The 20,445-nt window shown below is 67.8% G+C and carries 16 protein-coding genes and 1 tRNA gene; 15 read left to right on the top strand and 2 right to left on the bottom strand.

Annotated elements, in window-relative coordinates; all coding sequences use genetic code 11:
* Nucleotides 1-13 precede the first annotated feature (13 nt).
* Nucleotides 14-1,240 carry a pyridoxal phosphate-dependent aminotransferase gene (locus ACFYXA_RS20595; RefSeq protein WP_389034679.1) on the bottom strand — a complete coding sequence of 409 codons (1,227 nt, stop codon included), beginning with the start codon at nt 1,238-1,240 and terminating at the stop codon, nt 14-16.
* A gap of 295 nt (nt 1,241-1,535) precedes the next feature.
* Here ACFYXA_RS20595 and ACFYXA_RS20590 point away from each other — a divergent pair.
* The 12 genes from ACFYXA_RS20590 (at nt 1,536) to ACFYXA_RS20535 (ending at nt 16,790) form a co-directional block, all read left to right on the top strand.
* Nucleotides 1,536-1,608: transfer RNA gene (locus ACFYXA_RS20590), tRNA-Trp, on the top strand.
* A 102-nt stretch (nt 1,609-1,710) separates the two neighbouring features.
* On the top strand, nt 1,711-1,995 hold the full coding sequence (secE, locus tag ACFYXA_RS20585; protein ID WP_351094562.1) for a preprotein translocase subunit SecE: 285 nt from the start codon (nt 1,711-1,713) through the stop codon (nt 1,993-1,995).
* A gap of 79 nt (nt 1,996-2,074) precedes the next feature.
* Nucleotides 2,075-2,950: a transcription termination/antitermination protein NusG gene (nusG, locus tag ACFYXA_RS20580; protein ID WP_352245286.1), complete on the top strand. Its 876-nt coding sequence runs from the start codon at nt 2,075-2,077 to the stop codon at nt 2,948-2,950.
* A 190-nt stretch (nt 2,951-3,140) separates the two neighbouring features.
* On the top strand, nt 3,141-3,575 hold the full coding sequence (gene rplK / locus ACFYXA_RS20575; protein ID WP_130441023.1) for a 50S ribosomal protein L11: 435 nt from the start codon (nt 3,141-3,143) through the stop codon (nt 3,573-3,575).
* Between the two features lie 107 nt (nt 3,576-3,682).
* Nucleotides 3,683-4,408 (top strand): 50S ribosomal protein L1, encoded by a 726-nt coding sequence (gene rplA / locus ACFYXA_RS20570; protein WP_352245287.1) that lies wholly within the window; start codon nt 3,683-3,685, stop codon nt 4,406-4,408.
* Between the two features lie 202 nt (nt 4,409-4,610).
* Nucleotides 4,611-5,525: a hypothetical protein gene (locus ACFYXA_RS20565; RefSeq protein ID WP_389034672.1), complete on the top strand. Its 915-nt coding sequence runs from the start codon at nt 4,611-4,613 to the stop codon at nt 5,523-5,525.
* 116 nt (nt 5,526-5,641) lie between these two features.
* On the top strand, nt 5,642-6,619 hold the full coding sequence (locus ACFYXA_RS20560; protein WP_352245289.1) for a hypothetical protein: 978 nt from the start codon (nt 5,642-5,644) through the stop codon (nt 6,617-6,619).
* Between the two features lie 342 nt (nt 6,620-6,961).
* Entirely contained in the window at nt 6,962-7,492 is a 531-nt protein-coding gene (gene rplJ, locus ACFYXA_RS20555; RefSeq protein WP_130441031.1) for a 50S ribosomal protein L10, read from the top strand.
* A 146-nt stretch (nt 7,493-7,638) separates the two neighbouring features.
* On the top strand, nt 7,639-8,022 hold the full coding sequence (rplL, locus tag ACFYXA_RS20550; protein ID WP_037680487.1) for a 50S ribosomal protein L7/L12: 384 nt from the start codon (nt 7,639-7,641) through the stop codon (nt 8,020-8,022).
* A 567-nt stretch (nt 8,023-8,589) separates the two neighbouring features.
* Nucleotides 8,590-12,075, top strand: coding sequence for a DNA-directed RNA polymerase subunit beta (rpoB, locus tag ACFYXA_RS20545; protein ID WP_130441033.1), 3,486 nt, complete (start codon nt 8,590-8,592; stop codon nt 12,073-12,075).
* Between the two features lie 94 nt (nt 12,076-12,169).
* Nucleotides 12,170-16,069 (top strand): DNA-directed RNA polymerase subunit beta', encoded by a 3,900-nt coding sequence (locus ACFYXA_RS20540; RefSeq protein ID WP_352245290.1) that lies wholly within the window; start codon nt 12,170-12,172, stop codon nt 16,067-16,069.
* Nucleotides 16,070-16,256: 187 nt separating this feature from the next.
* A complete protein-coding gene (locus tag ACFYXA_RS20535) occupies nt 16,257-16,790 on the top strand; it encodes a DUF1707 and DUF4190 domain-containing protein (protein ID WP_389034665.1) in 534 nt (177 codons plus the stop codon).
* Between the two features lie 54 nt (nt 16,791-16,844).
* On the opposite strand, the gene ACFYXA_RS20530 is transcribed toward ACFYXA_RS20535, so the two are convergent.
* On the bottom strand, nt 16,845-18,122 hold the full coding sequence (locus tag ACFYXA_RS20530; protein ID WP_351094550.1) for a hypothetical protein: 1,278 nt from the start codon (nt 18,120-18,122) through the stop codon (nt 16,845-16,847).
* A gap of 148 nt (nt 18,123-18,270) precedes the next feature.
* On the opposite strand from ACFYXA_RS20530, the gene ACFYXA_RS20525 reads away from it, so the two are divergent.
* From ACFYXA_RS20525 to rpsG, 3 genes are all read left to right on the top strand, one after another.
* Nucleotides 18,271-19,323 (top strand): glycosyltransferase family 2 protein, encoded by a 1,053-nt coding sequence (locus tag ACFYXA_RS20525; RefSeq protein WP_352245292.1) that lies wholly within the window; start codon nt 18,271-18,273, stop codon nt 19,321-19,323.
* Between the two features lie 253 nt (nt 19,324-19,576).
* Nucleotides 19,577-19,948, top strand: a complete 372-nt coding sequence (gene rpsL / locus ACFYXA_RS20520) for a 30S ribosomal protein S12 (RefSeq protein WP_003948652.1) — start codon at nt 19,577-19,579, stop codon at nt 19,946-19,948.
* Nucleotides 19,949-19,950: 2 nt separating this feature from the next.
* On the top strand, nt 19,951-20,421 hold the full coding sequence (rpsG, locus tag ACFYXA_RS20515; RefSeq protein ID WP_130441039.1) for a 30S ribosomal protein S7: 471 nt from the start codon (nt 19,951-19,953) through the stop codon (nt 20,419-20,421).
* Nucleotides 20,422-20,445 lie beyond the last annotated feature (24 nt).

Here is a 20,445-nt window from a genome sequence, read left to right as displayed (position 1 = left end):
GAGTAGGTCGAAGTCAGTCGGTGGCCTCCGCCAGCAGCTTCTGGATCCGGCTCACACCCTCGACGAGATCCTCGTCGCCCAGCGCGTACGACAGCCGCAGGTAGCCCGGCGTGCCGAAGGCCTCGCCCGGGACGACCGCGACCTCGGCCTCCTCCAGGATGAGCGCCGCGAGCTCGACGGTGTCCTGCGGGCGCTTGCCGCGGATCTCCTTGCCGAGCAGGGCCTTCACCGACGGGTAGGCGTAGAACGCGCCCTCGGGCTCGGGGCAGAGCACCCCGTCGATCTCGTTGAGCATCCGCACGATGGTCTTGCGGCGCCGGTCGAACGCCTCGCGCATCTTCTCGACGGCCGACAGGTCACCGGAGACGGCGGCCAGCGCGGCGGCCTGGGCCACGTTGGAGACGTTCGAGGTGGCGTGCGACTGGAGGTTGGTCGCGGCCTTCACCACGTCCTTCGGGCCGATGATCCAGCCGACCCGCCAGCCGGTCATCGCGTACGTCTTGGCGACGCCGTTGACCACGATGCACTTGTCCCGCAGCTCCGGCAGGATCGCCGGCAGCGAGGTGAACTTCGCGTCGCCGTAGACCAGGTGCTCGTAGATCTCGTCCGTCAGCACCCACAGGCCGTGATCCACGGCCCAGCGGCCGATCGCCTCGGCGTCCTCGGCGCTGTAGACCGCGCCGGTCGGGTTGGACGGGGAGACGAAGAGCACGACCTTCGTCTTCTCCGTGCGCGCCGCCTCCAGCTGCTCCACGCTCACCCGGTAGCCGGTCGTCTCGTCCGCGACGACCTCCACCGGGACGCCGCCGGCCAGCCGGATCGATTCCGGGTACGTCGTCCAGTACGGCGCCGGGACGATGACCTCGTCACCCGGGTCGAGGATCGCGGCGAACGCCTCGTAGATGGCCTGCTTGCCGCCGTTGGTGACCAGGATCTGCGACGGGTCGACCTCGTAGTCCGAGTCACGCAGGGTCTTCGCGGCGATGGCGGCCTTCAGCTCGGGAAGACCGCCCGCCGGCGTGTAGCGGTGGTACTTGGGGTTCTTGCAGGCCTCGACGGCCGCCGCGACGATGTAGTCCGGGGTCGGGAAGTCGGGCTCGCCGGCGCCGAAGCCGATCACCGGACGCCCGGCGGCCTTCAGGGCCTTGGCCTTGGCGTCCACGGCGAGGGTGGCGGACTCGGAGATCGCGCCGACTCGGGCGGAGACCCGGCGCTCGGTGGGAGGGGTTGCAGCGCTCATGAGGCCCATGGTTCCAGACCGGAAACGAGCCGGGCACGCGGGTTTCACAGACTGAACAGGTACGGGCAAACCCCTGAACATCCGTACGGATCGTCGGCCGGGCCCACGCGGTGGCCTGGGTGATCTTCCGGCCGTTTCCCGACGATCTTGCGCGGATGGCGCTCCACGGGCCGCTTTCCGTTCGACGGAGGGCCCGGGACCACGTACACTCCTACGTCGTTGGCCTTCGACAGCCGTGCCGCAACGGATGCACACCGAGCATCCGGGTGGATGCGGTACGTTGGGGGACACACAAAGGGTCGTAGCTCAATTGGTAGAGCACTGGTCTCCAAAACCAGCGGTTGGGGGTTCGAGTCCCTCCGGCCCTGCTACACACACCGCCAGGTGTGCGCATGTACGTACAGCAATGCACCGCCGTGCGGCTCAGACCGGGCGCGGCACGGCCACGACCCGGGAACAGGTGAGGACGAATGGCGGATGCCGTGGGCTCCATCGACACGCCTGATGCCCAGGACGAAGTGCCTGAGACGCAGAAGGCGCGCAAGGGCGGCAAGCGCGCCAAGAAGGGCCCGCTGAAGCGGCTCGCCCTCTTCTACCGCCAGATCATCGCGGAGCTCCGCAAGGTCGTCTGGCCCACGCGGAACCAGCTGACGACGTACACGACCGTCGTGATCGTCTTCGTCGTGATCATGATCGGCCTGGTGACCGTGATTGACTATGGACTCAGCCACCTCGCCAAGTACGTCTTCGGCTGAGCCAAGAGCGAAGGGCGCCGGGTGATCGGCGCCCCTTTCGCGTGTTCCACCCCTATGTATCCAGGAAGAAGCAGCCACCGTGTCTGACCAGAACCTGAACGACGCCATCGAGCCGGACCAGGCTGACGACGAGCTCGACATCGTCGAGGGCGCTGACGAGGACCTGGACGAGTTCGAGGCTGCCGACGCCGAGGCCGGGGACCCCGCGGAGGAAGCCGCGCTCCACGTCGAGGGCGACGAAGAAGAGGGCGCCGACAGCGCCGCCGCCGACGACGAGGACGCCGAGGGTGCCGAGGCCGTCGCGGAGGACGCGGCCGAGGAGGAGCCGGCCGAGCCGGTCGACCCCATCGCCGCCCTGCGCGAGGAGCTGCGCACGCTGCCCGGCGAGTGGTACGTGATCCACACCTACGCCGGCTACGAGAACCGCGTGAAGACCAACCTGGAGCAGCGCGCCGTCTCGCTGAACGTCGAGGACTACATCTTCCAGGCCGAGGTGCCGCAGGAAGAGGTCGTCCAGATCAAGAACGGCGACCGCAAGACCATCCGCCAGAACAAGCTCCCCGGCTACGTGCTGGTGCGCATGGACCTGACGAACGAGTCCTGGGGCGTCGTCCGCAACACCCCCGGCGTCACCGGCTTCGTGGGCAACGCCTACGACCCGTACCCGCTGACCCTGGACGAGATCGTCAAGATGCTCGCCCCGGAGGCCGAGGAGAAGGCCGCCCGCGAGGCCGCCGAGGCCGAGGGCAAGCCGGCTCCGGCCCGCAAGGTCGAGGTCCAGGTGCTGGACTTCGAGGTCGGCGACTCGGTCACCGTCACGGACGGCCCGTTCGCCACGCTGCAGGCCACGATCAACGAGATCAACGCCGACTCGAAGAAGGTCAAGGGTCTCGTGGAGATCTTCGGCCGCGAGACCCCGGTCGAGCTCAGCTTCGACCAGATCCAGAAGAACTAGCTTTTTCTGGACCCCCTGCCTCCGAACAGGTCAGACAGGCTGATGAGGCCGGTCTGACCTGCTCGGTTTTTGGCCGCGCATCTATACCCGCTATCGTTGTGCGGTATGCCTGCGTCCGGAGCGGCTTGTCGGCTTTCCGGACGGTGTTCCGAACGCGGGCAGGACCCGAACCGAAAGGACCCGGAGAGCAATGCCTCCCAAGAAGAAGAAGGTCACGGGGCTCATCAAGCTCCAGATCAACGCCGGTGCGGCCAACCCCGCACCGCCGGTTGGCCCCGCGCTCGGCCAGCACGGCGTCAACATCATGGAGTTCTGCAAGGCCTACAACGCCGCGACCGAGTCGCAGCGTGGCTGGGTGATCCCGGTGGAGATCACGGTCTACGAGGACCGCTCCTTCACCTTCATCACCAAGACGCCGCCGGCCGCGAAGATGATCCTCAAGGCCGCCGGTGTCGAGAAGGGCTCGGGCGAGCCCCACAAGACCAAGGTCGCCAAGATCACCCAGGAGCAGGTCCGCGAGATCGCGCAGACCAAGCTTCCCGACCTCAACGCCAACGACCTGGACGCCGCCGCGAAGATCATCGCCGGCACCGCGCGTTCCATGGGCGTCACGGTCGAGGGCTGACCTTCCGAGCCCCGCACCACCTTCTCAGAACTCCATGCGGCCTCGGCCGCGCGTGGCAGGGCCTGCTCGGCCCGCACCACGACTCCTCAGAACACACAGGAGCAGCAGTGAGCAAGCGCAGCAAGTCTCTCCGCGCTGCGGACGCCAAGATCGACCGGGAGAAGCAGTACGCCCCGCTCGAGGCCGTCCGTCTCGCCAAGGAGACCTCCACGACCAAGTTCGACGGCACCGTCGAGGTCGCCTTCCGCCTGGGTGTCGACCCGCGCAAGGCCGACCAGATGGTCCGTGGCACCGTGAACCTGCCGCACGGCACCGGCAAGACCGCCCGGGTCCTGGTCTTCGCGACCGGTGACCGTGCTGCGGCCGCGGAGGCCGCTGGCGCCGACATCGTCGGCTCCGACGAACTGATCGACGAGGTCGCGAAGGGCCGTCTGGACTTCGACGCCGTCGTCGCCACCCCGGACCTCATGGGCAAGGTCGGCCGCCTCGGCCGCGTGCTCGGTCCGCGTGGCCTGATGCCGAACCCGAAGACCGGCACCGTCACCCCCGACGTGGCCAAGGCCGTCACCGACATCAAGGGCGGCAAGATCGAGTTCCGTGTCGACAAGCACGCGAACCTGCACTTCATCATCGGCAAGACGTCGTTCGACGACAGCAAGCTGGTGGAGAACTACGGCGCGGCGCTGGAGGAGATCCTCCGTCTGAAGCCGTCCGCCGCCAAGGGTCGCTACATCAAGAAGGCCGCCATCTCCACCACGATGGGCCCCGGCATTCCGCTCGACCCGAACCGCACCCGCAACCTCCTCGTCGAGGAGGACCCGGCAGCCGTCTGACCGGGTTGAGCATCCGCTCACAGCGATCGGCGACGAGCCCCGCAACCTTCCGAGGTGCGGGGCTCGTCCCTTTTCCCGTGCGGGTGCGCTCCCTGTGGCGTCGGTGAGTGCCGGGGTGGCGACCACCGGAACCCGCGAATCGGTGTCGATGTCAGTGCTGTGCGTTAGCGTGCGAGCACGGGATTCGTTGGGGGTGGGACGTATGGGGAAGTCCACTGGCGCGCGCCGCGCGGGCGTGTCGATCGTCGCGGTGGGCCTGCTGGCCGGGGTGGCCGCATGCGGGGGGAGCGGCTCCGGAGGGGCGCGCGAAGGGGCCGACGGGGGCAGCGGGGCGCCGGCCCCGGACCGTGCCGCCCTGAGCCCCGTCGCGGCGCTGCTCAGTGCGGAGAAGTCCACGAGCGCGGCCGACTCCGCGCGGGTGGAGTCCACGACGACCATGGGCTCGGCGATGTCGATGACGGCCGAAGGATCGGTGGGCTGGAGCGACGGGCTCAGGGGCAGACTCACCCTCACGTACACCGGCGGCGCGTTGGCCGACACCATGCGCAAGATGGGCAGCACGTCGATGGAGGCCCGCTACCTGCCGGACGCCTACTACGCGCGCATGGGCGACGCCTTCGCGGCGCAGGCCGGCGGCAAGCACTGGATCAGGTATCCCTACGACGCCCTGGCGGACCTCGGGGGCGGGTCGGGCGCGTATCTGAAGGACCAGATGCAGAACTCCACCCCGAACCAGTCGGTGAAGATGCTGCTGGCCTCGGGAGACGTGCGCAAGGTCGGCGAGGAGACCGTGCGCGGCAAGGAGACCACGCACTACTCGGGCACGGTCGATCTCGCGGACCTCGCCGCCCGCAACTCCAGCCTCAGCGCGGCCCAGCTCGCCGACATGAGGAGGCAGCTGGAGCAGGCCGGCGTGGAGACCGAGACCATCGACATCTGGGTCGACGAGGACGATCTTCTGGTCAAGAAGGTCGAGAAGGGCCAGATGACCACCGGGACGTACACGCAGACCGTCCACTACAGCGACTACGGCGCCGACGCCTCCGTGCAGGCGCCGCCCGCGGGTGACACCGCCGACTTCACCGAGCTGCTGCGGAAGCAGTCCTCGACACGGTAGACGGGCGTGAAAAGCGCCCGAAACTCGCACGACGGCAAAGAGATCACCGGGATAAGGTCCCCGGTGGGTGATGGACGCGGGGGACGATCGCGTCCCGATGTCCTGGGGGGACACACATGAACGTACGGAGAAACACCGCCGCGGCCACCGTCGTGGTCCTGCTGCTCACCGGCGCGGTGGGCTGCGCGGGCGCGGGCAAGGGCGTCAAGCAGGGGGCGGAGCGGTCCGCCGCGCAGGTGCTGACGGCCGCCTACGAGAAGACGTCCGAGGCGAAGTCGGCCAAGGTCACCATGACGGTGTCGATGCCGGCCGCCATGAAGGGCGGCGGCGACATGAAGATGTCCGGGACCATGGGCTGGGACCCGGCCGTCATGGACCTCACGATGGAGAGCTCGGCCCTGGCGCAGGCCCCCGGCGCTCCGGAGCGGGTGCGCATGATCATGCGCGACAACATCATGTACCTGGACATGGGGGACAAGGCGCCCGCCGAGCTGGACGGCAAGCGCTGGATGAAGATGGACCTGACCGCGATGGCGGAGGCCACCGGCGATGCCGCGCTGCGCAAGCAGATGTCCTCCGGCCTGGAGAACATGAACCAGGACCCGGCGCAGCAGCTGGCCATGCTCCTCGACTCGCCCAACCTGAAGCACGTGGGCAGCGAGAAGATCGGCGGCGAGCAGGCCGAGCACTACAAGGGCACCCTCACGGTGAAGGAGATGCTGGAGGCCAACGACTCGCTGGACGTCCTCGGGCCGAAGAAGCGCGCAGAGGTGCTGAAGCAGGCCGAGAAGGCCGGCATCAAGGGCTACGACACGGACGTCTGGGTCAACGGCGACGACCTGCCGGCGCGGATGGACATCGGCATGGACGCCCCCCAGGGCAAGATCCGCATGTCGATGACGTTCTCCGACTACGGCGCCAAGGCCGTGGTCAAGGCGCCGCCGGCCGACCAGACCTTCGACCTGGCGCAGATGTTCAAGGAGATCGCGAAGGGCGTCGGCGAGAGCGGCGGCGACCCCGCGCTCGACAAGGAACTGTCCGACCTCGAGTCGGAGATCGACGTCTCCGGGCTGGAGCCCGCGCCCGCGGCCTGACCCTCCTCGCCGCGTCCCCCGCTTACTTACTTACCTACCTACTCGCTCACTCCGGCTGTGCGGGGAACGGATTTGCTTGACGGCGATCCGTTCCCGTACTCTTCCGGAGAAGCCAAAGACCGCTGGTCGTTGCCGTGCCCTTGCGAAAGAGCCCGGTGACCGAAGGATCCGCTGATATGCGGGCGACCCGCGCAGGTGTGAGTGGAAGTGCTCCCGGCCGCAGTCCGTCCTTCGACGGATCTCGTCCGGTCGAGCTACGCCCCGTGCGCCTGCGCCGGGGCGTTTCGTCTGTCGTAGCCCCTTCTGAGCGGTCCTCATCACCCGGAAGGAGGCCGACGCTCTATGGCAAGGCCCGACAAGGCTGCCGCGGTAGCCGAGCTGACGGAGCAGTTCCGCAGCTCGAACGCCGCCGTGCTGACCGAGTACCGGGGTCTCTCCGTGGCGCAGCTCAAGAACCTGCGCCGTTCGCTCGGTGAGAACGCCCAGTACGCCGTGGTGAAGAACACGCTGACCAAGATTGCGGCCAACGAGGCCGGGATCACGACGCTCGACGACCTGTTCAACGGTCCGACGGCGGTCGCCTTCGTCACCGGTGACCCGGTGGAGTCGGCCAAGGGTCTTCGTGACTTCGCCAAGGACAACCCCAACCTCGTCATCAAGGGCGGTGTCCTTGACGGCAAGGCGCTGTCCGCCGACGAGATCAAGAAGCTTGCGGACCTCGAGTCCCGCGAGGTTCTGCTCAGCAAGCTGGCGGGTGCCTTCAAGGGCAAGCAGTCTCAGGCTGCTCAGCTCTTCCAGGCGCTTCCCTCGAAGCTCGTCCGCACCGTGGACGCTCTTCGCGCCAAGCAGGCCGAGCAGGGCGGTGCCGAGTAACTCGGCCCCCGAAATGACCGCCGCCTGAGGCAGCTCGCCTGAAGCAGCGGTCGTAGCGGGCCGAACGTCTACGTGACGCCGCAAGGCGGACGCCCGCCAGACATGTACATCCGGCACCAGCCGATTTAGTGGAAGGATCGCCCACCATGGCGAAGCTCAGCCAGGAAGACCTGCTCGCGCAGTTCGAGGAGATGACCCTCATCGAGCTCTCCGAGTTCGTGAAGGCGTTCGAGGAGAAGTTCGACGTCACCGCCGCCGCCGCGGTCGCCGTCGCCGGTCCGGCCGGCCCGGCCGCCACCGCCGAGGCCGAGGAGGAGAAGGACGAGTTCGACGTCATCCTCACCGGTGCGGGCGACAAGAAGATCCAGGTCATCAAGGTCGTGCGTGAGCTGACCTCCCTGGGTCTGAAGGAGGCCAAGGACCTCGTGGACGGCGCCCCGAAGCCCGTCCTCGAGAAGGTCGCCAAGGACGCCGCCGAGAAGGCCGCCGAGTCCCTCAAGGGCGCCGGCGCCTCCGTCGAGGTCAAGTAAGCGCCGGCCCCGAAAGGGGCTGTAACGCTCACGTACCGAGGAGCGATCATCCATCTGGGTGGTCGCTCTTCGGCGTTTCCGGGGTCCGGCCACGGTTGCCTTGCACCTGAGTGCGTGAGGGGTATGGTGATCTTCGTCGTGTCGCCGGGCACCTCTGTTCGGGCAACGGTTCGGACAGGGAGTTCGAGCCGGGGGGCCTTGACGAACCGCACGCAGCGCGCAATTCTCAGGACGCGTCGTCACAACGATCCGGGTTCCGAGGCATGGATCGACGACGAAGAGGGCAGTATCACCGTGCGTTGAGGACTAGCAGACCGAGGGCGTTGAGAACAACGAGGGTCGCGAGAAACCCGCACTGGACATCAGTGTGCCAAGTGGCTACACTGTCCCTTTGCGCTGCCTGTTAGCTGTCCCCTGCCCGTCACCAGGGGCATGCCCTCGCCCTAGCACCGACGACCGGACCCGTCCGACCTGGCCTTTCGGCCGATCGGGCACCACCTGTCCTCCGTGTGTGGGAGAGGGGCCGGCACGCGCGTAGTGAGTCCGAGCCCTCGGAAGGACCCCCTCTTGGCCGCCTCGCGCAACGCCTCGACCGCGAATACGAACAACGGCGCCAGCACCGCCCCGCTGCGCATTTCCTTTGCAAAGATCAAGGAGCCTCTCGAGGTTCCGAACCTGCTCGCGCTGCAGACCGAGAGCTTCGACTGGCTGCTCGGCAACACCGCTTGGCAGAGTCGGGTCGAGGAGGCTCTGGAGAACGGTCAGGACGTCCCCACGAAGTCCGGACTCGAGGAGATCTTCGAGGAGATCTCCCCGATCGAGGACTTCTCCGGGTCGATGTCCCTGACCTTCCGTGACCACCGTTTCGAGCCGCCGAAGAACTCCATCGACGAGTGCAAGGACCGCGACTTCACCTACGCCGCGCCGCTCTTCGTCACGGCGGAGTTCACCAACAACGAGACCGGTGAGATCAAGTCCCAGACGGTCTTCATGGGCGACTTCCCGCTCATGACCCACAAGGGCACCTTCGTCATCAACGGCACCGAGCGTGTCGTGGTGTCGCAGCTGGTCCGTTCGCCGGGTGTCTACTTCGACTCCTCCATCGACAAGACGTCCGACAAGGACATCTTCTCCGCCAAGGTCATCCCCTCCCGGGGCGCCTGGCTGGAGCTGGAGATCGACAAGCGCGACATGGTCGGTGTGCGCATCGACCGCAAGCGCAAGCAGTCCGTCACCGTCCTTCTGAAGGCTCTCGGCTGGACCACCGAGCAGATCCTCGAGGAGTTCGGCGAGTACGAGTCCATGCGCGCCACCCTGGAGAAGGACCACACCCAGGGCCAGGACGACGCACTGCTCGACATCTACCGCAAGCTGCGTCCGGGCGAGCCCCCCACGCGTGAGGCCGCGCAGACGCTGCTGGAGAACCTCTACTTCAACCCCAAGCGCTACGACCTCGCCAAGGTCGGCCGCTACAAGGTCAACAAGAAGCTGGCCGGCAACGCTCCGCTCGACGCGGGCGTGCTGACGGTCGAGGACGTCATCTCGACCATCAAGTACCTGGTCAAGCTGCACGCCGGTGAGACCGAGACGGTCGGCGACAACGGTCAGACGATCGTCGTCGAGACCGACGACATCGACCACTTCGGCAACCGTCGTCTGCGCAGCGTCGGCGAGCTCATCCAGAACCAGGTCCGCACGGGTCTGGCTCGTATGGAGCGCGTCGTCCGCGAGCGCATGACGACCCAGGACGTCGAGGCGATCACGCCGCAGACCCTGATCAACATCCGGCCGGTCGTCGCCTCCATCAAGGAGTTCTTCGGCACCAGCCAGCTGTCGCAGTTCATGGACCAGAACAACCCGCTGTCCGGGCTGACGCACAAGCGTCGTCTGTCCGCGCTCGGCCCGGGTGGTCTGTCCCGTGAGCGGGCCGGCTTCGAGGTCCGTGACGTGCACCCCTCGCACTACGGCCGCATGTGCCCGATCGAGACGCCCGAAGGCCCGAACATCGGTCTGATCGGTTCGCTCGCCTCCTACGGCCGCGTCAACGCGTTCGGCTTCGTGGAGACGCCGTACCGCAAGGTCGTCGACGGTGTCGTCACCGACGAGGTCGACTACCTGACGGCCGACGAAGAGGACCGGTTCGTCATCGCGCAGGCCAACGCCACGCTCGACGACGACCTGCGCTTCACCGAGAACCGCGTCCTGGTCCGCCGCCGTGGCGGCGAGGTCGACTACGTCCCCGGTGACGACGTGGACTACATGGACGTCTCGCCGCGCCAGATGGTGTCGGTCGCGACCGCCATGATCCCGTTCCTCGAGCACGACGACGCCAACCGTGCCCTCATGGGCGCGAACATGATGCGTCAGGCCGTGCCGCTCATCAAGAGCGAGTCCCCGCTCGTCGGCACCGGCATGGAGTACCGCTCCGCCGTCGACGCCGGCGACGTGGTCAAGGCCGAGAAGGCGGGTGTGGTCCAGGAGGTCTCCGCCGACTACATCACCACCACCAACGACGACGGCACGTACATCACGTACCGCCTGGCCAAGTTCGCCCGGTCCAACCAGGGCACCTCGGTCAACCAGAAGGTCATCGTCAACGAGGGCGACCGGATCGTCGAGGGCCAGGTCCTGGCCGACGGCCCGGCCACCGAGAACGGCGAGATGGCGCTGGGCAAGAACCTGCTCGTGGCGTTCATGCCGTGGGAGGGTCACAACTACGAGGACGCGATCATCCTGTCGCAGCGCCTCGTGCAGGACGACGTCCTCTCCTCGATCCACATCGAGGAGCACGAGGTCGACGCCCGTGACACCAAGCTCGGCCCCGAGGAGATCACCCGGGACATCCCGAACGTCTCCGAGGAGGTCCTCGCCGACCTCGACGAGCGCGGCATCATCCGCATCGGCGCCGAGGTCGTCGCCGGCGACATCCTCGTCGGCAAGGTCACGCCCAAGGGCGAGACCGAGCTGACCCCGGAGGAGCGCCTGCTGCGCGCGATCTTCGGTGAGAAGGCGCGTGAGGTCCGTGACACCTCGCTGAAGGTGCCGCACGGCGAGATCGGCAAGGTCATCGGCGTCCGCGTCTTCGACCGCGAGGAGGGCGACGAGCTTCCCCCCGGTGTGAACCAGCTGGTGCGCGTCTACGTCGCGCAGAAGCGCAAGATCACCGACGGTGACAAGCTCGCCGGCCGCCACGGCAACAAGGGCGTCATCTCCAAGATCCTGCCGATCGAGGACATGCCGTTCCTGGAGGACGGCACCCCGGTCGACATCATCCTCAACCCGCTCGGCGTCCCGTCCCGAATGAACCCGGGACAGGTCCTGGAGATCCACCTCGGCTGGCTCGCCAGCCGCGGCTGGGACGTCTCCGGGCTCGCCGACGAGTGGGCGCAGCGCCTCCAGGCGATCGGCGCCGACTCGGTCCAGCCGGGCACCAACGTCGCGACCCCGGTCTTCGACGGCGCCCGTGAGGACGAGCTGGCGGGTCTGCTGCAGCACACCATCCCCAACCGCGACGGCGAGCGCATGGTGCTCCCGTCCGGCAAGGCGCGGCTGTTCGACGGCCGCAGCGGTGAGCCGTTCCCGGACCCGATCTCGGTCGGCTACATGTACATCCTGAAGCTGCACCACCTGGTCGACGACAAGCTGCACGCCCGCTCGACCGGTCCGTACTCGATGATCACCCAGCAGCCGCTGGGTGGTAAGGCCCAGTTCGGTGGCCAGCGCTTCGGTGAGATGGAGGTGTGGGCGCTGGAGGCTTACGGCGCCGCGTACGCCCTCCAGGAGCTCCTGACCATCAAGTCCGACGACGTCACCGGCCGCGTGAAGGTCTACGAGGCCATCGTCAAGGGCGAGAACATCCCCGAACCCGGCATCCCCGAGTCCTTCAAGGTGCTCATCAAGGAGATGCAGTCCCTGTGCCTGAACGTGGAGGTGCTGTCCAGCGACGGCATGTCCATCGAGATGCGCGACACCGACGAGGACGTCTTCCGCGCTGCGGAGGAGCTTGGCATCGACCTGTCCCGGCGCGAGCCGAGCAGCGTCGAAGAGGTCTGACGGGAGTTCGGCCGGGCTCGTCATGAGCCCGGCCGGCCCCAGGACCCCCGTATCAGACCCCATGACTTACAACCCTGAGAGGGATTGACGCATAGTGCTCGACGTCAACTTCTTCGATGAGCTCCGGATCGGTCTGGCCACCGCTGACGACATCCGTCAGTGGAGCCACGGCGAGGTCAAGAAGCCCGAGACCATCAACTACCGCACCCTCAAGCCCGAGAAGGACGGACTCTTCTGCGAGAAGATCTTCGGTCCGACCCGGGACTGGGAGTGCTACTGCGGCAAGTACAAGCGCGTCCGCTTCAAGGGCATCATCTGTGAGCGCTGCGGCGTCGAGGTGACCCGCGCCAAGGTGCGCCGTGAGCGGATGGGCCACATCGAGCTGGCCGCCCCCGTCACCCACATCTGGTACTTCAAGGGCGTTCCGTCGCGGCTGGGCTACCTGCTCGACCTCGCCCCGAAGGACCTCGAGAAGGTCATCTACTTCGCGGCGTACATGATCACGTACGTCGACGAGGAGCGCCGCACCCGCGACCTGCCCTCCCTGGAGGCGCACGTCTCCGTCGAGCGGCAGCAGATCGAGAACCGCCGGGACGCCGACCTGGAGGCCCGCGCCAAGAAGCTCGAGACCGACCTGGCCGAGCTGGAGGCCGAGGGCGCCAAGGCCGACGTGCGCCGCAAGGTGCGCGAAGGCGCCGAGCGTGAGATGAAGCAGCTGCGCGACCGCGCGCAGCGCGAGATCGACCGTCTCGACGAGGTGTGGACCCGCTTCAAGAACCTCAAGGTCCAGGACCTGGAGGGCGACGAGCTCCTCTACCGCGAGCTGCGTGACCGCTTCGGCACGTACTTCGACGGCTCGATGGGCGCCGCGGCGCTGCAGAAGCGCCTGGAGTCCTTCGACCTCGACGAGGAGGCCGAGAAGCTCCGCGAGATCATCCGCACCGGCAAGGGCCAGAAGAAGACCCGTGCGCTCAAGCGCCTGAAGGTCGTCTCCGCGTTCCTGCAGACCAGCAACAGCCCCAAGGGCATGGTGCTGGACTGCGTGCCGGTCATCCCGCCGGACCTGCGTCCGATGGTGCAGCTGGACGGTGGCCGCTTCGCGACCTCCGACCTGAACGACCTGTACCGCCGTGTGATCAACCGCAACAACCGTCTGAAGAGGCTCCTCGACCTCGGCGCGCCCGAGATCATCGTCAACAACGAGAAGCGCATGCTTCAGGAGGCTGTTGACGCCCTCTTCGACAACGGTCGTCGCGGCCGCCCGGTGACGGGCCCCGGCAACCGCCCGCTGAAGTCCCTCAGCGACATGCTGAAGGGCAAGCAGGGCCGCTTCCGTCAGAACCTGCTCGGCAAGCGTGTCGACTACTCGGCGCGTTCCGTGATCGTCGTCGGTCCGCAGCTGAAGCTGCACCAGTGCGGTCTGCCGAAGGCGATGGCGCTGGAGCTGTTCAAGCCGTTCGTGATGAAGCGCCTGGTCGACCTGAACCACGCGCAGAACATCAAGAGCGCCAAGCGCATGGTCGAGCGCGGCCGCACCGTGGTGTACGACGTCCTCGAAGAGGTCATCGCCGAGCACCCGGTGCTGCTGAACCGTGCGCCCACCCTGCACCGCCTCGGCATCCAGGCCTTCGAGCCGCAGCTGGTCGAGGGCAAGGCCATCCAGATCCACCCGCTCGTCTGCACCGCGTTCAACGCGGACTTCGACGGTGACCAGATGGCCGTGCACCTGCCGCTGTCCGCGGAGGCGCAGGCCGAGGCCCGCATCCTGATGCTGTCCTCGAACAACATCCTCAAGCCCGCCGACGGCCGTCCGGTGACGATGCCGACCCAGGACATGGTCCTCGGTCTGTTCTTCCTCACCACCGACGGCGAGATGCGGGACGTGAAGGGCGAGGACCGCTCCTTCTCCTCCGTCGCCGAGGCGATCATGGCCTTCGACGCGGGCGAGCTGTCGCTCCAGTCGAAGATCGACGTCCGCTTCCCGGTGGGCACCATCCCGCCGCGCGGCTGGACGGCTCCGGCCCAGGAGGAGGGCGAGGCCGAGTGGCAGCAGGGTGACAGCTTCCGGCTGAAGACCACGCTGGGCCGTGCGCTCTTCAACGAGCTGCTGCCCGAGGACTACCCGTTCGTCGACTACGAGGTCGGCAAGAAGCAGCTCTCCGAGATCGTCAACGACCTCGCCGAGCGCTACCCCAAGGTCATCGTGGCGGCGACGCTCGACAACCTGAAGGCGGCCGGCTTCTTCTGGGCCACCCGTTCCGGCGTCACCGTCGCCATCTCCGACGTCGTCGTCCCCGAGGCGAAGAAGGAGATCGTCGCCGGGTACGAGGCCAAGGACGAGAAGGTCCAGAAGCAGTACGAGCGCGGTCTGATCACCAAGGAAGAGCGCACGCAGGAGCTCATCCAGATCTGGACCCAGGCGACCAACGAGGTCGCCGAGGCGATGAACGACAACTTCCCGAAGACCAACCCGATCTTCATGATGGTGAACTCGGGCGCACGAGGCAACATGATGCAGATGCGTCAGATCGCCGGTATGCGTGGTCTGGTGTCGAACGCGAAGAACGAGACGATCCCGCGTCCGATCAAGGCGTCGTTCCGTGAGGGTCTGTCCGTGCTGGAGTACTTCATCTCCACCCACGGCGCCCGTAAGGGTCTGGCGGACACCGCTCTGCGTACCGCCGACTCGGGTTACCTCACCCGTCGTCTGGTCGACGTGTCGCAGGACGTCATCATCCGCGAGGAGGACTGCGGCACCGAGCGCGGTCTGAAGCTGCGGATCGCCTCGAAGGACGAGAACGGCGTCCTGCGCAAGGCCGGTGACGTCGAGACCAGCGTCTACGCCCGCATGCTCGCCGAGGACGTCGTCATCGACGGCAAGGTGATCGCGCCGGCCAACGTGGACCTGGGCGACGTGCTCATCGACCAGCTGGTGCGCCACGGCGTCGAGCAGGTCAAGACCCGCTCGATCCTGACCTGTGAGTCGCAGGTCGGCACCTGCGCCATGTGCTACGGCCGCTCGCTGGCCACCGGCAAGCTGGTCGACATCGGTGAGGCGGTCGGCATCATCGCCGCCCAGTCCATCGGTGAGCCCGGTACCCAGCTGACGATGCGTACCTTCCACACCGGTGGTGTGGCCGGTGACGACATCACCCAGGGTCTGCCGCGTGTCGTCGAGCTCTTCGAGGCCCGTACCCCGAAGGGTGTCGCCCCGATCTCCGAGGCCTCCGGCCGCGTGCGGATCGAGGAGACCGAGAAGACCAAGAAGATCGTCATCACGCCGGACGACGGCAGCGACGAGACGGCCTACCCGATCTCCAAGCGCGCCCGTCTGAAGGTCAGCGAGGGCGAGCACGTCGAGGTCGGCCAGCAGCTCACCGTGGGTACGCAGAACCCGCACGACGTGCTGCGCATCCTCGGCCAGCGCGCCGTCCAGGTCCACCTGGTCGGCGAGGTCCAGAAGGTCTACAACTCGCAGGGCGTGTCGATCCACGACAAGCACATCGAGATCATCATCCGGCAGATGCTGCGCCGGGTGACGATCATCGAGTCCGGCGACGCGGAGCTGCTGCCGGGCGAGCTCGTCGAGCGCGGCAAGTTCGAGACCGAGAACCGCCGTGTGGTGCAGGAGGGCGGTCACCCGGCCTCCGGTCGTCCGCAGCTCATGGGTATCACCAAGGCCTCGCTGGCCACGGAGTCCTGGCTGTCGGCGGCGTCCTTCCAGGAGACGACCAGGGTCCTCACGGACGCGGCGATCAACGCCAAGTCCGACTCCCTGATCGGCCTCAAGGAGAACGTCATCATCGGTAAGCTCATCCCGGCCGGTACGGGTCTGTCCCGCTACCGCAACATCCGGGTCGAGCCGACCGAGGAGGCCAAGGCCGCGATGTACTCGGCCGTCGGCTACGACGACATCGACTACTCGCCGTTCGGCACGGGCTCCGGCCAGGCCGTTCCGCTGGAGGACTACGACTACGGTCCGTACAACCAGTAAGGCGTACGTCTGACGCTCTGAAGGGCGGTCACCCCCTGGGGTGGCCGCCCTTCGGCGTGGACGGGGGCGTCCGCCCTGCCGTCGCACGGGTTCCGACGGGACCGTACGAGGGGGGAACCATCGCGCCGCGCCGAGCGTAGGTGAATGATGGAGGCATTCATGCCTGTCCGGGGGAGGTGAGGTGCCCGTGTCGTTTCCGTCGCCATGGCAGCCGTGGCAGGGCCAGAGCAGCCCGTCGATGCTGGCCGCGAACGCGGACCGCGAGCGCGCCGTCGACGTGCTCAGAGCCGGTTTCGCCGAGGGACGCCTGCAGCAGGCCGAGCTGGACAAGCGGGTGGCGCGGGTCTACCAGGCCCGTACGGTGGGGGAGTTGTCCCTCGTCGTGGCCGACCTCCCGCAGGGGCCCGTGCCCGTCCAGCCGGCGTTCCAGGCCTATCCTCCGGCAGTTCCCCGCACCTTTATGCCCGCCCCGCCGCCGCCCACGAACGGCAAGGCGATCGGCGCCATGGTCTGCGGTGTGCTCACCACGATGACGGCGGGCATCACCGGCATCCCCGCGGTGATCCTCGGGCACTCCGCACGCGCGGAGATCCGCCGCACGGGGGAGGGCGGCGACGGGCTCGCGCTGGCCGGCCTGATCCTGGGCTGGCTGGCGGTGGCGGGCTGGGTGTTCCTCTTGGCGATCATGCTGCTGGCCGTGGGCTCGTCCTCGGGCGGCTGAGCACGCCCCTGCCAGGTCAGGGGAGCCTCCGCCGTCAACGGGAGCCACCGGCCGCTACGGGATGCCCAGTTCGAACATCACGTAGTGCGCGTACCAGCCCGACGCCAGCGCCGCCGTGGTGAAGAACACCGTCAGGCTCGGCCACTTCAAGCGGCTCATCGCGGCCGCCGGGCCGAGCAGCAGCGGGAACACCGGCAGGAGATAGCGCGGGGTGTTGCCGAACATCTGCTGGGTGCCCAGCACGGTCACGATGCTCGCCAGCGTGTACGCGACCAGCACCAGCGGCGGCTTCTTGCGCAGCATCAGCGCGATCAGGAACGGCAGCGCCAGCACCAGTTGGACGGCGATGAGATCGGACGTGGTGAACGAGAACAGGTAGTGGTCGTGCCCGACGGCGATGTTGCCGAGGACGTCGAGCGTGTAGGCGCCGAAGTCGAAGTAGTGCGCCCACCCTTCACGCTGGAGCGTGAAGTACGCCGTGAAGGAGCCCATGTTGAGGCTGACCCAGGTGATGTACGTGATCAGGCCGAGCGGCGCGGCGAACATGGCGTACAGCGGTCCGGCCACCCCGTGCTCGCGCCGGCTCTCCCGCCGGACCAGCGTCACCAGCGCGGCCAGCCCCACCGCGCCGATGAGCGCGGCGGCCGTCGGCCGGTTCAGTCCCGCGACGAAGGCGAGCAGCCCCGCGGCCACCCAGCGGCGCTTCATCACGCAGTAGCAGCACCAGGCCGCGATCGCGACGAACAGGGACTCCGAGTACACCGCCCACTCGACGCCCGCGCCGGGCGCCACGGCCCACAGCCCGGCGGCGATCGTGCCGGCCCGGACGCCGGCGAGCGTGGAGATCACGGCGTAGATCCCGGCCGCCGCGACGAAGGACGCGACCACCGAGACGAGCAGCCCGGAGCCGAACAGACCGAGTCCGGTGACCTCGGAAACGCCCCTGATCAGGCCGGGGTAGAGGGGGAAGAAGGCGACGGAGTTCTGCTTCACCGTGAACAGCCCGCCCGACGCGAGCCGTTCCAGGGGCCCCGGGTCGTACCCCTTCTCAGCGACCTGGAGGTACCACCAGCCGTCCCAGGTGCCGAGCACGTCCCACCAGTGGGCGCCGCCGCCGAACCGCGGCTCCTTCTTCTCGTAGTCCCCGGCGGCCTCCAGCAGCACGGCGAAGACGGTGAGACCGACGAGCTTGGTCACGCCGTACAGGAGCAGCGGGGCGCGGTACGGTCGTACACCGGCCGGCAGGGTGAGGCGGCTCAGTCTCCGGGGCCGCGCCTCCTGCTCGCCGGGCACGGCGGGATCCGTCGCCGCGCTGCTGGAAGCCGTGCTCATGAGTGTGGACCCCCCTCGGCCCCGACCATCGGATCCCCGAGGAACCACTGTCCGGATGGTCGTGAAGTGTCAGTCGTAAGATCACACCAGAGTCGCACATTCACGCCACAGGTTGGGGGACGGGCGGGTGACTGAAGCGAGGGATCCCATGGACGTCCTACCCACGGGTGTCACAGCCGCGACGGCCGCGCCGACCGTCCTGTCGGTCGTCGTCCCCATGTACAACGAGGAAGAGGTCCTTCCCGCGCTGGTCACCCGGCTTCGCCCGGTCCTGGCCTCCCTCGGCGTCGGCTACGAGGTGGTCGCCGTCGACGACGGCAGCGGCGACCGCACGGCCGAACTGCTCGCCGCGTTCCGGCTGGGCTGGCCGGAACTGCGGGTGATCCGGCTGCGCCGCAACTCCGGCCACCAGGCCGCCCTGACCGCGGGACTCGACCGGGCGCTCGGGGCGTACGTCGTGAGCCTGGACGCGGACCTCCAGGACCCGCCCGAGAAGATCCCCGAGATGCTCGCGCTCGCCCGCGGCGAGGGGCTCGACATCGTTTACGGCATCCGCGCCGACCGGGCCAGCGACACCGGCTTCAAGCGGTGGACCGCCGGCCTCTACTACCGCCTGGTGCGCCGGCTGGCCGGGCCCTCGGTGCCCGCGCACGCCGGCGACTTCCGGCTGCTCAGCCGGGCCGCCGTGGACGCCCTCAAGGCCCTGCCGGACCAGCAGCGCGTCTACCGCCTCCTGGTGCCCTGGCTCGGCTTCCCCAGCGGCCGGGTCACCTACGAGCGCGCCCCGCGTCCGGCGGGCGTCAGCAAGTACCCGCTGGGGCGGATGATCCGGCTCGCCGTGGACAGCGTCACCGGCTTCTCCGCGGCCCCGCTGCGCATCGCGACCTGGCTGGGCGGCTTCGCCTTCCTGGTCTGCCTGGGGCTGATGGTCTACACCCTCGCCGCCCACGCGTTCGACCACACCGTCCCCGGCTGGACCTCGCTCTTCACCGGCGTGCTGTTCATCGGCGCGGTGCAGCTGGTCTGCGTGGGCCTGCTGGGCGAGTACGTGGGCCGCATCTACACGGCGGTGCAGAACCGGCCGACGTACTTCGTGGGCGGGGACACGGCATACTCCGACGACTCCGACGGCGACTCCGCGGGCGCCGGGAGCGGTCCCGCGCCGCGGACACCACAGAGATCACCCAGCCCGGGAAGGTGACCTCGGCCGGTCGGGCGTACCGCCTCTGTTTTGACCGGAGTGGTTGCGCTCGGTACGCTCAGACCTTGTGCCTGGGGTGTGCCCTGGCCCTCGTGCGTGCCATGAACCGCACCGCTGGGTCCGTGAGCGGCCACTGTGATCTGCGTCTCTCTGCCTCGCGGCGGAAGTCCGCCGGATTCGACACACCCGACCGCGTGGGTCGGCGAAGTTCCAGGTTAGCTGTACAACTCGGCACACAGAAACCGGAGAAGTAGTGCCTACGATCCAGCAGCTGGTCCGTAAGGGCCGGCAGGACAAGGTCGAGAAGAACAAGACGCCCGCACTCGAGGGTTCGCCCCAGCGTCGTGGCGTCTGCACGCGTGTGTTCACGACCACCCCGAAGAAGCCGAACTCGGCCCTGCGTAAGGTCGCGCGTGTGCGTCTGACCAGCGGGATCGAGGTCACCGCTTACATTCCGGGTGAGGGACACAACCTGCAGGAGCACTCCATCGTGCTCGTGCGCGGCGGCCGTGTGAAGGACCTGCCGGGTGTTCGCTACAAGATCATCCGCGGCTCCCTCGACACCCAGGGTGTCAAGAACCGCAAGCAGGCCCGCAGCCGTTACGGCGCCAAGAAGGAGAAGTAAGAATGCCTCGTAAGGGCCCCGCCCCGAAGCGCCCGGTCATCATCGACCCGGTCTACGGTTCTCCTCTGGTGACCTCCCTCATCAACAAGGTGCTGCTGAACGGCAAGCGCTCCACCGCCGAGCGCATCGTCTACGGCGCCATGGAGGGCCTGCGCGACAAGACCGGCAACGACCCGGTCATCACGCTGAAGCGCGCGCTCGAGAACATCAAGCCGACCATCGAGGTCAAGTCCCGCCGTGTCGGTGGCGCCACCTACCAGGTCCCGATCGAGGTCAAGCCCGGTCGTGCCAACACCCTGGCGCTGCGCTGGCTGGTCGGTTACTCCCGCGCCCGTCGCGAGAAGACCATGACCGAGCGCCTGCTCAACGAGCTCCTCGACGCGTCCAACGGCCTCGGCGCCGCTGTGAAGAAGCGTGAGGACACCCACAAGATGGCCGAGTCCAACAAGGCCTTCGCGCACTACCGCTGGTAGTCGCTACCCACATCGAGACCGAGA

Origin of the sequence: Streptomyces sp. NPDC002566, assembly GCF_042889585.1 — a bacterium.
In the GTDB taxonomy this organism is placed as follows: Bacteria; Actinomycetota; Actinomycetes; order Streptomycetales; family Streptomycetaceae; genus Streptomyces.
This window is presented reverse-complemented; position numbering and strand designations above follow the sequence as displayed.

Bases quoted from the DNA above. Each gene is read 5' to 3' on its own strand.
- ACFYXA_RS20595 (WP_389034679.1), bottom strand. From the start codon at position 1,240: ATGAGCGCTGCAACCCCTCCCACCGAGCGCCGGGTCTCCGCCCGAGTC.
- secE (WP_351094562.1), top strand. From the start codon at position 1,711: ATGGCGGATGCCGTGGGCTCCATCGACACGCCTGATGCCCAGGACGAA.
- rplK (WP_130441023.1), top strand. From the start codon at position 3,141: ATGCCTCCCAAGAAGAAGAAGGTCACGGGGCTCATCAAGCTCCAGATC.
- ACFYXA_RS20565 (WP_389034672.1), top strand. From the start codon at position 4,611: ATGGGGAAGTCCACTGGCGCGCGCCGCGCGGGCGTGTCGATCGTCGCG.
- ACFYXA_RS20560 (WP_352245289.1), top strand. From the start codon at position 5,642: ATGAACGTACGGAGAAACACCGCCGCGGCCACCGTCGTGGTCCTGCTG.
- rplJ (WP_130441031.1), top strand. From the start codon at position 6,962: ATGGCAAGGCCCGACAAGGCTGCCGCGGTAGCCGAGCTGACGGAGCAG.
- rplL (WP_037680487.1), top strand. From the start codon at position 7,639: ATGGCGAAGCTCAGCCAGGAAGACCTGCTCGCGCAGTTCGAGGAGATG.
- ACFYXA_RS20530 (WP_351094550.1), bottom strand. From the start codon at position 18,122: ATGAGCACGGCTTCCAGCAGCGCGGCGACGGATCCCGCCGTGCCCGGC.
- ACFYXA_RS20525 (WP_352245292.1), top strand. From the start codon at position 18,271: ATGGACGTCCTACCCACGGGTGTCACAGCCGCGACGGCCGCGCCGACC.
- rpsG (WP_130441039.1), top strand. From the start codon at position 19,951: ATGCCTCGTAAGGGCCCCGCCCCGAAGCGCCCGGTCATCATCGACCCG.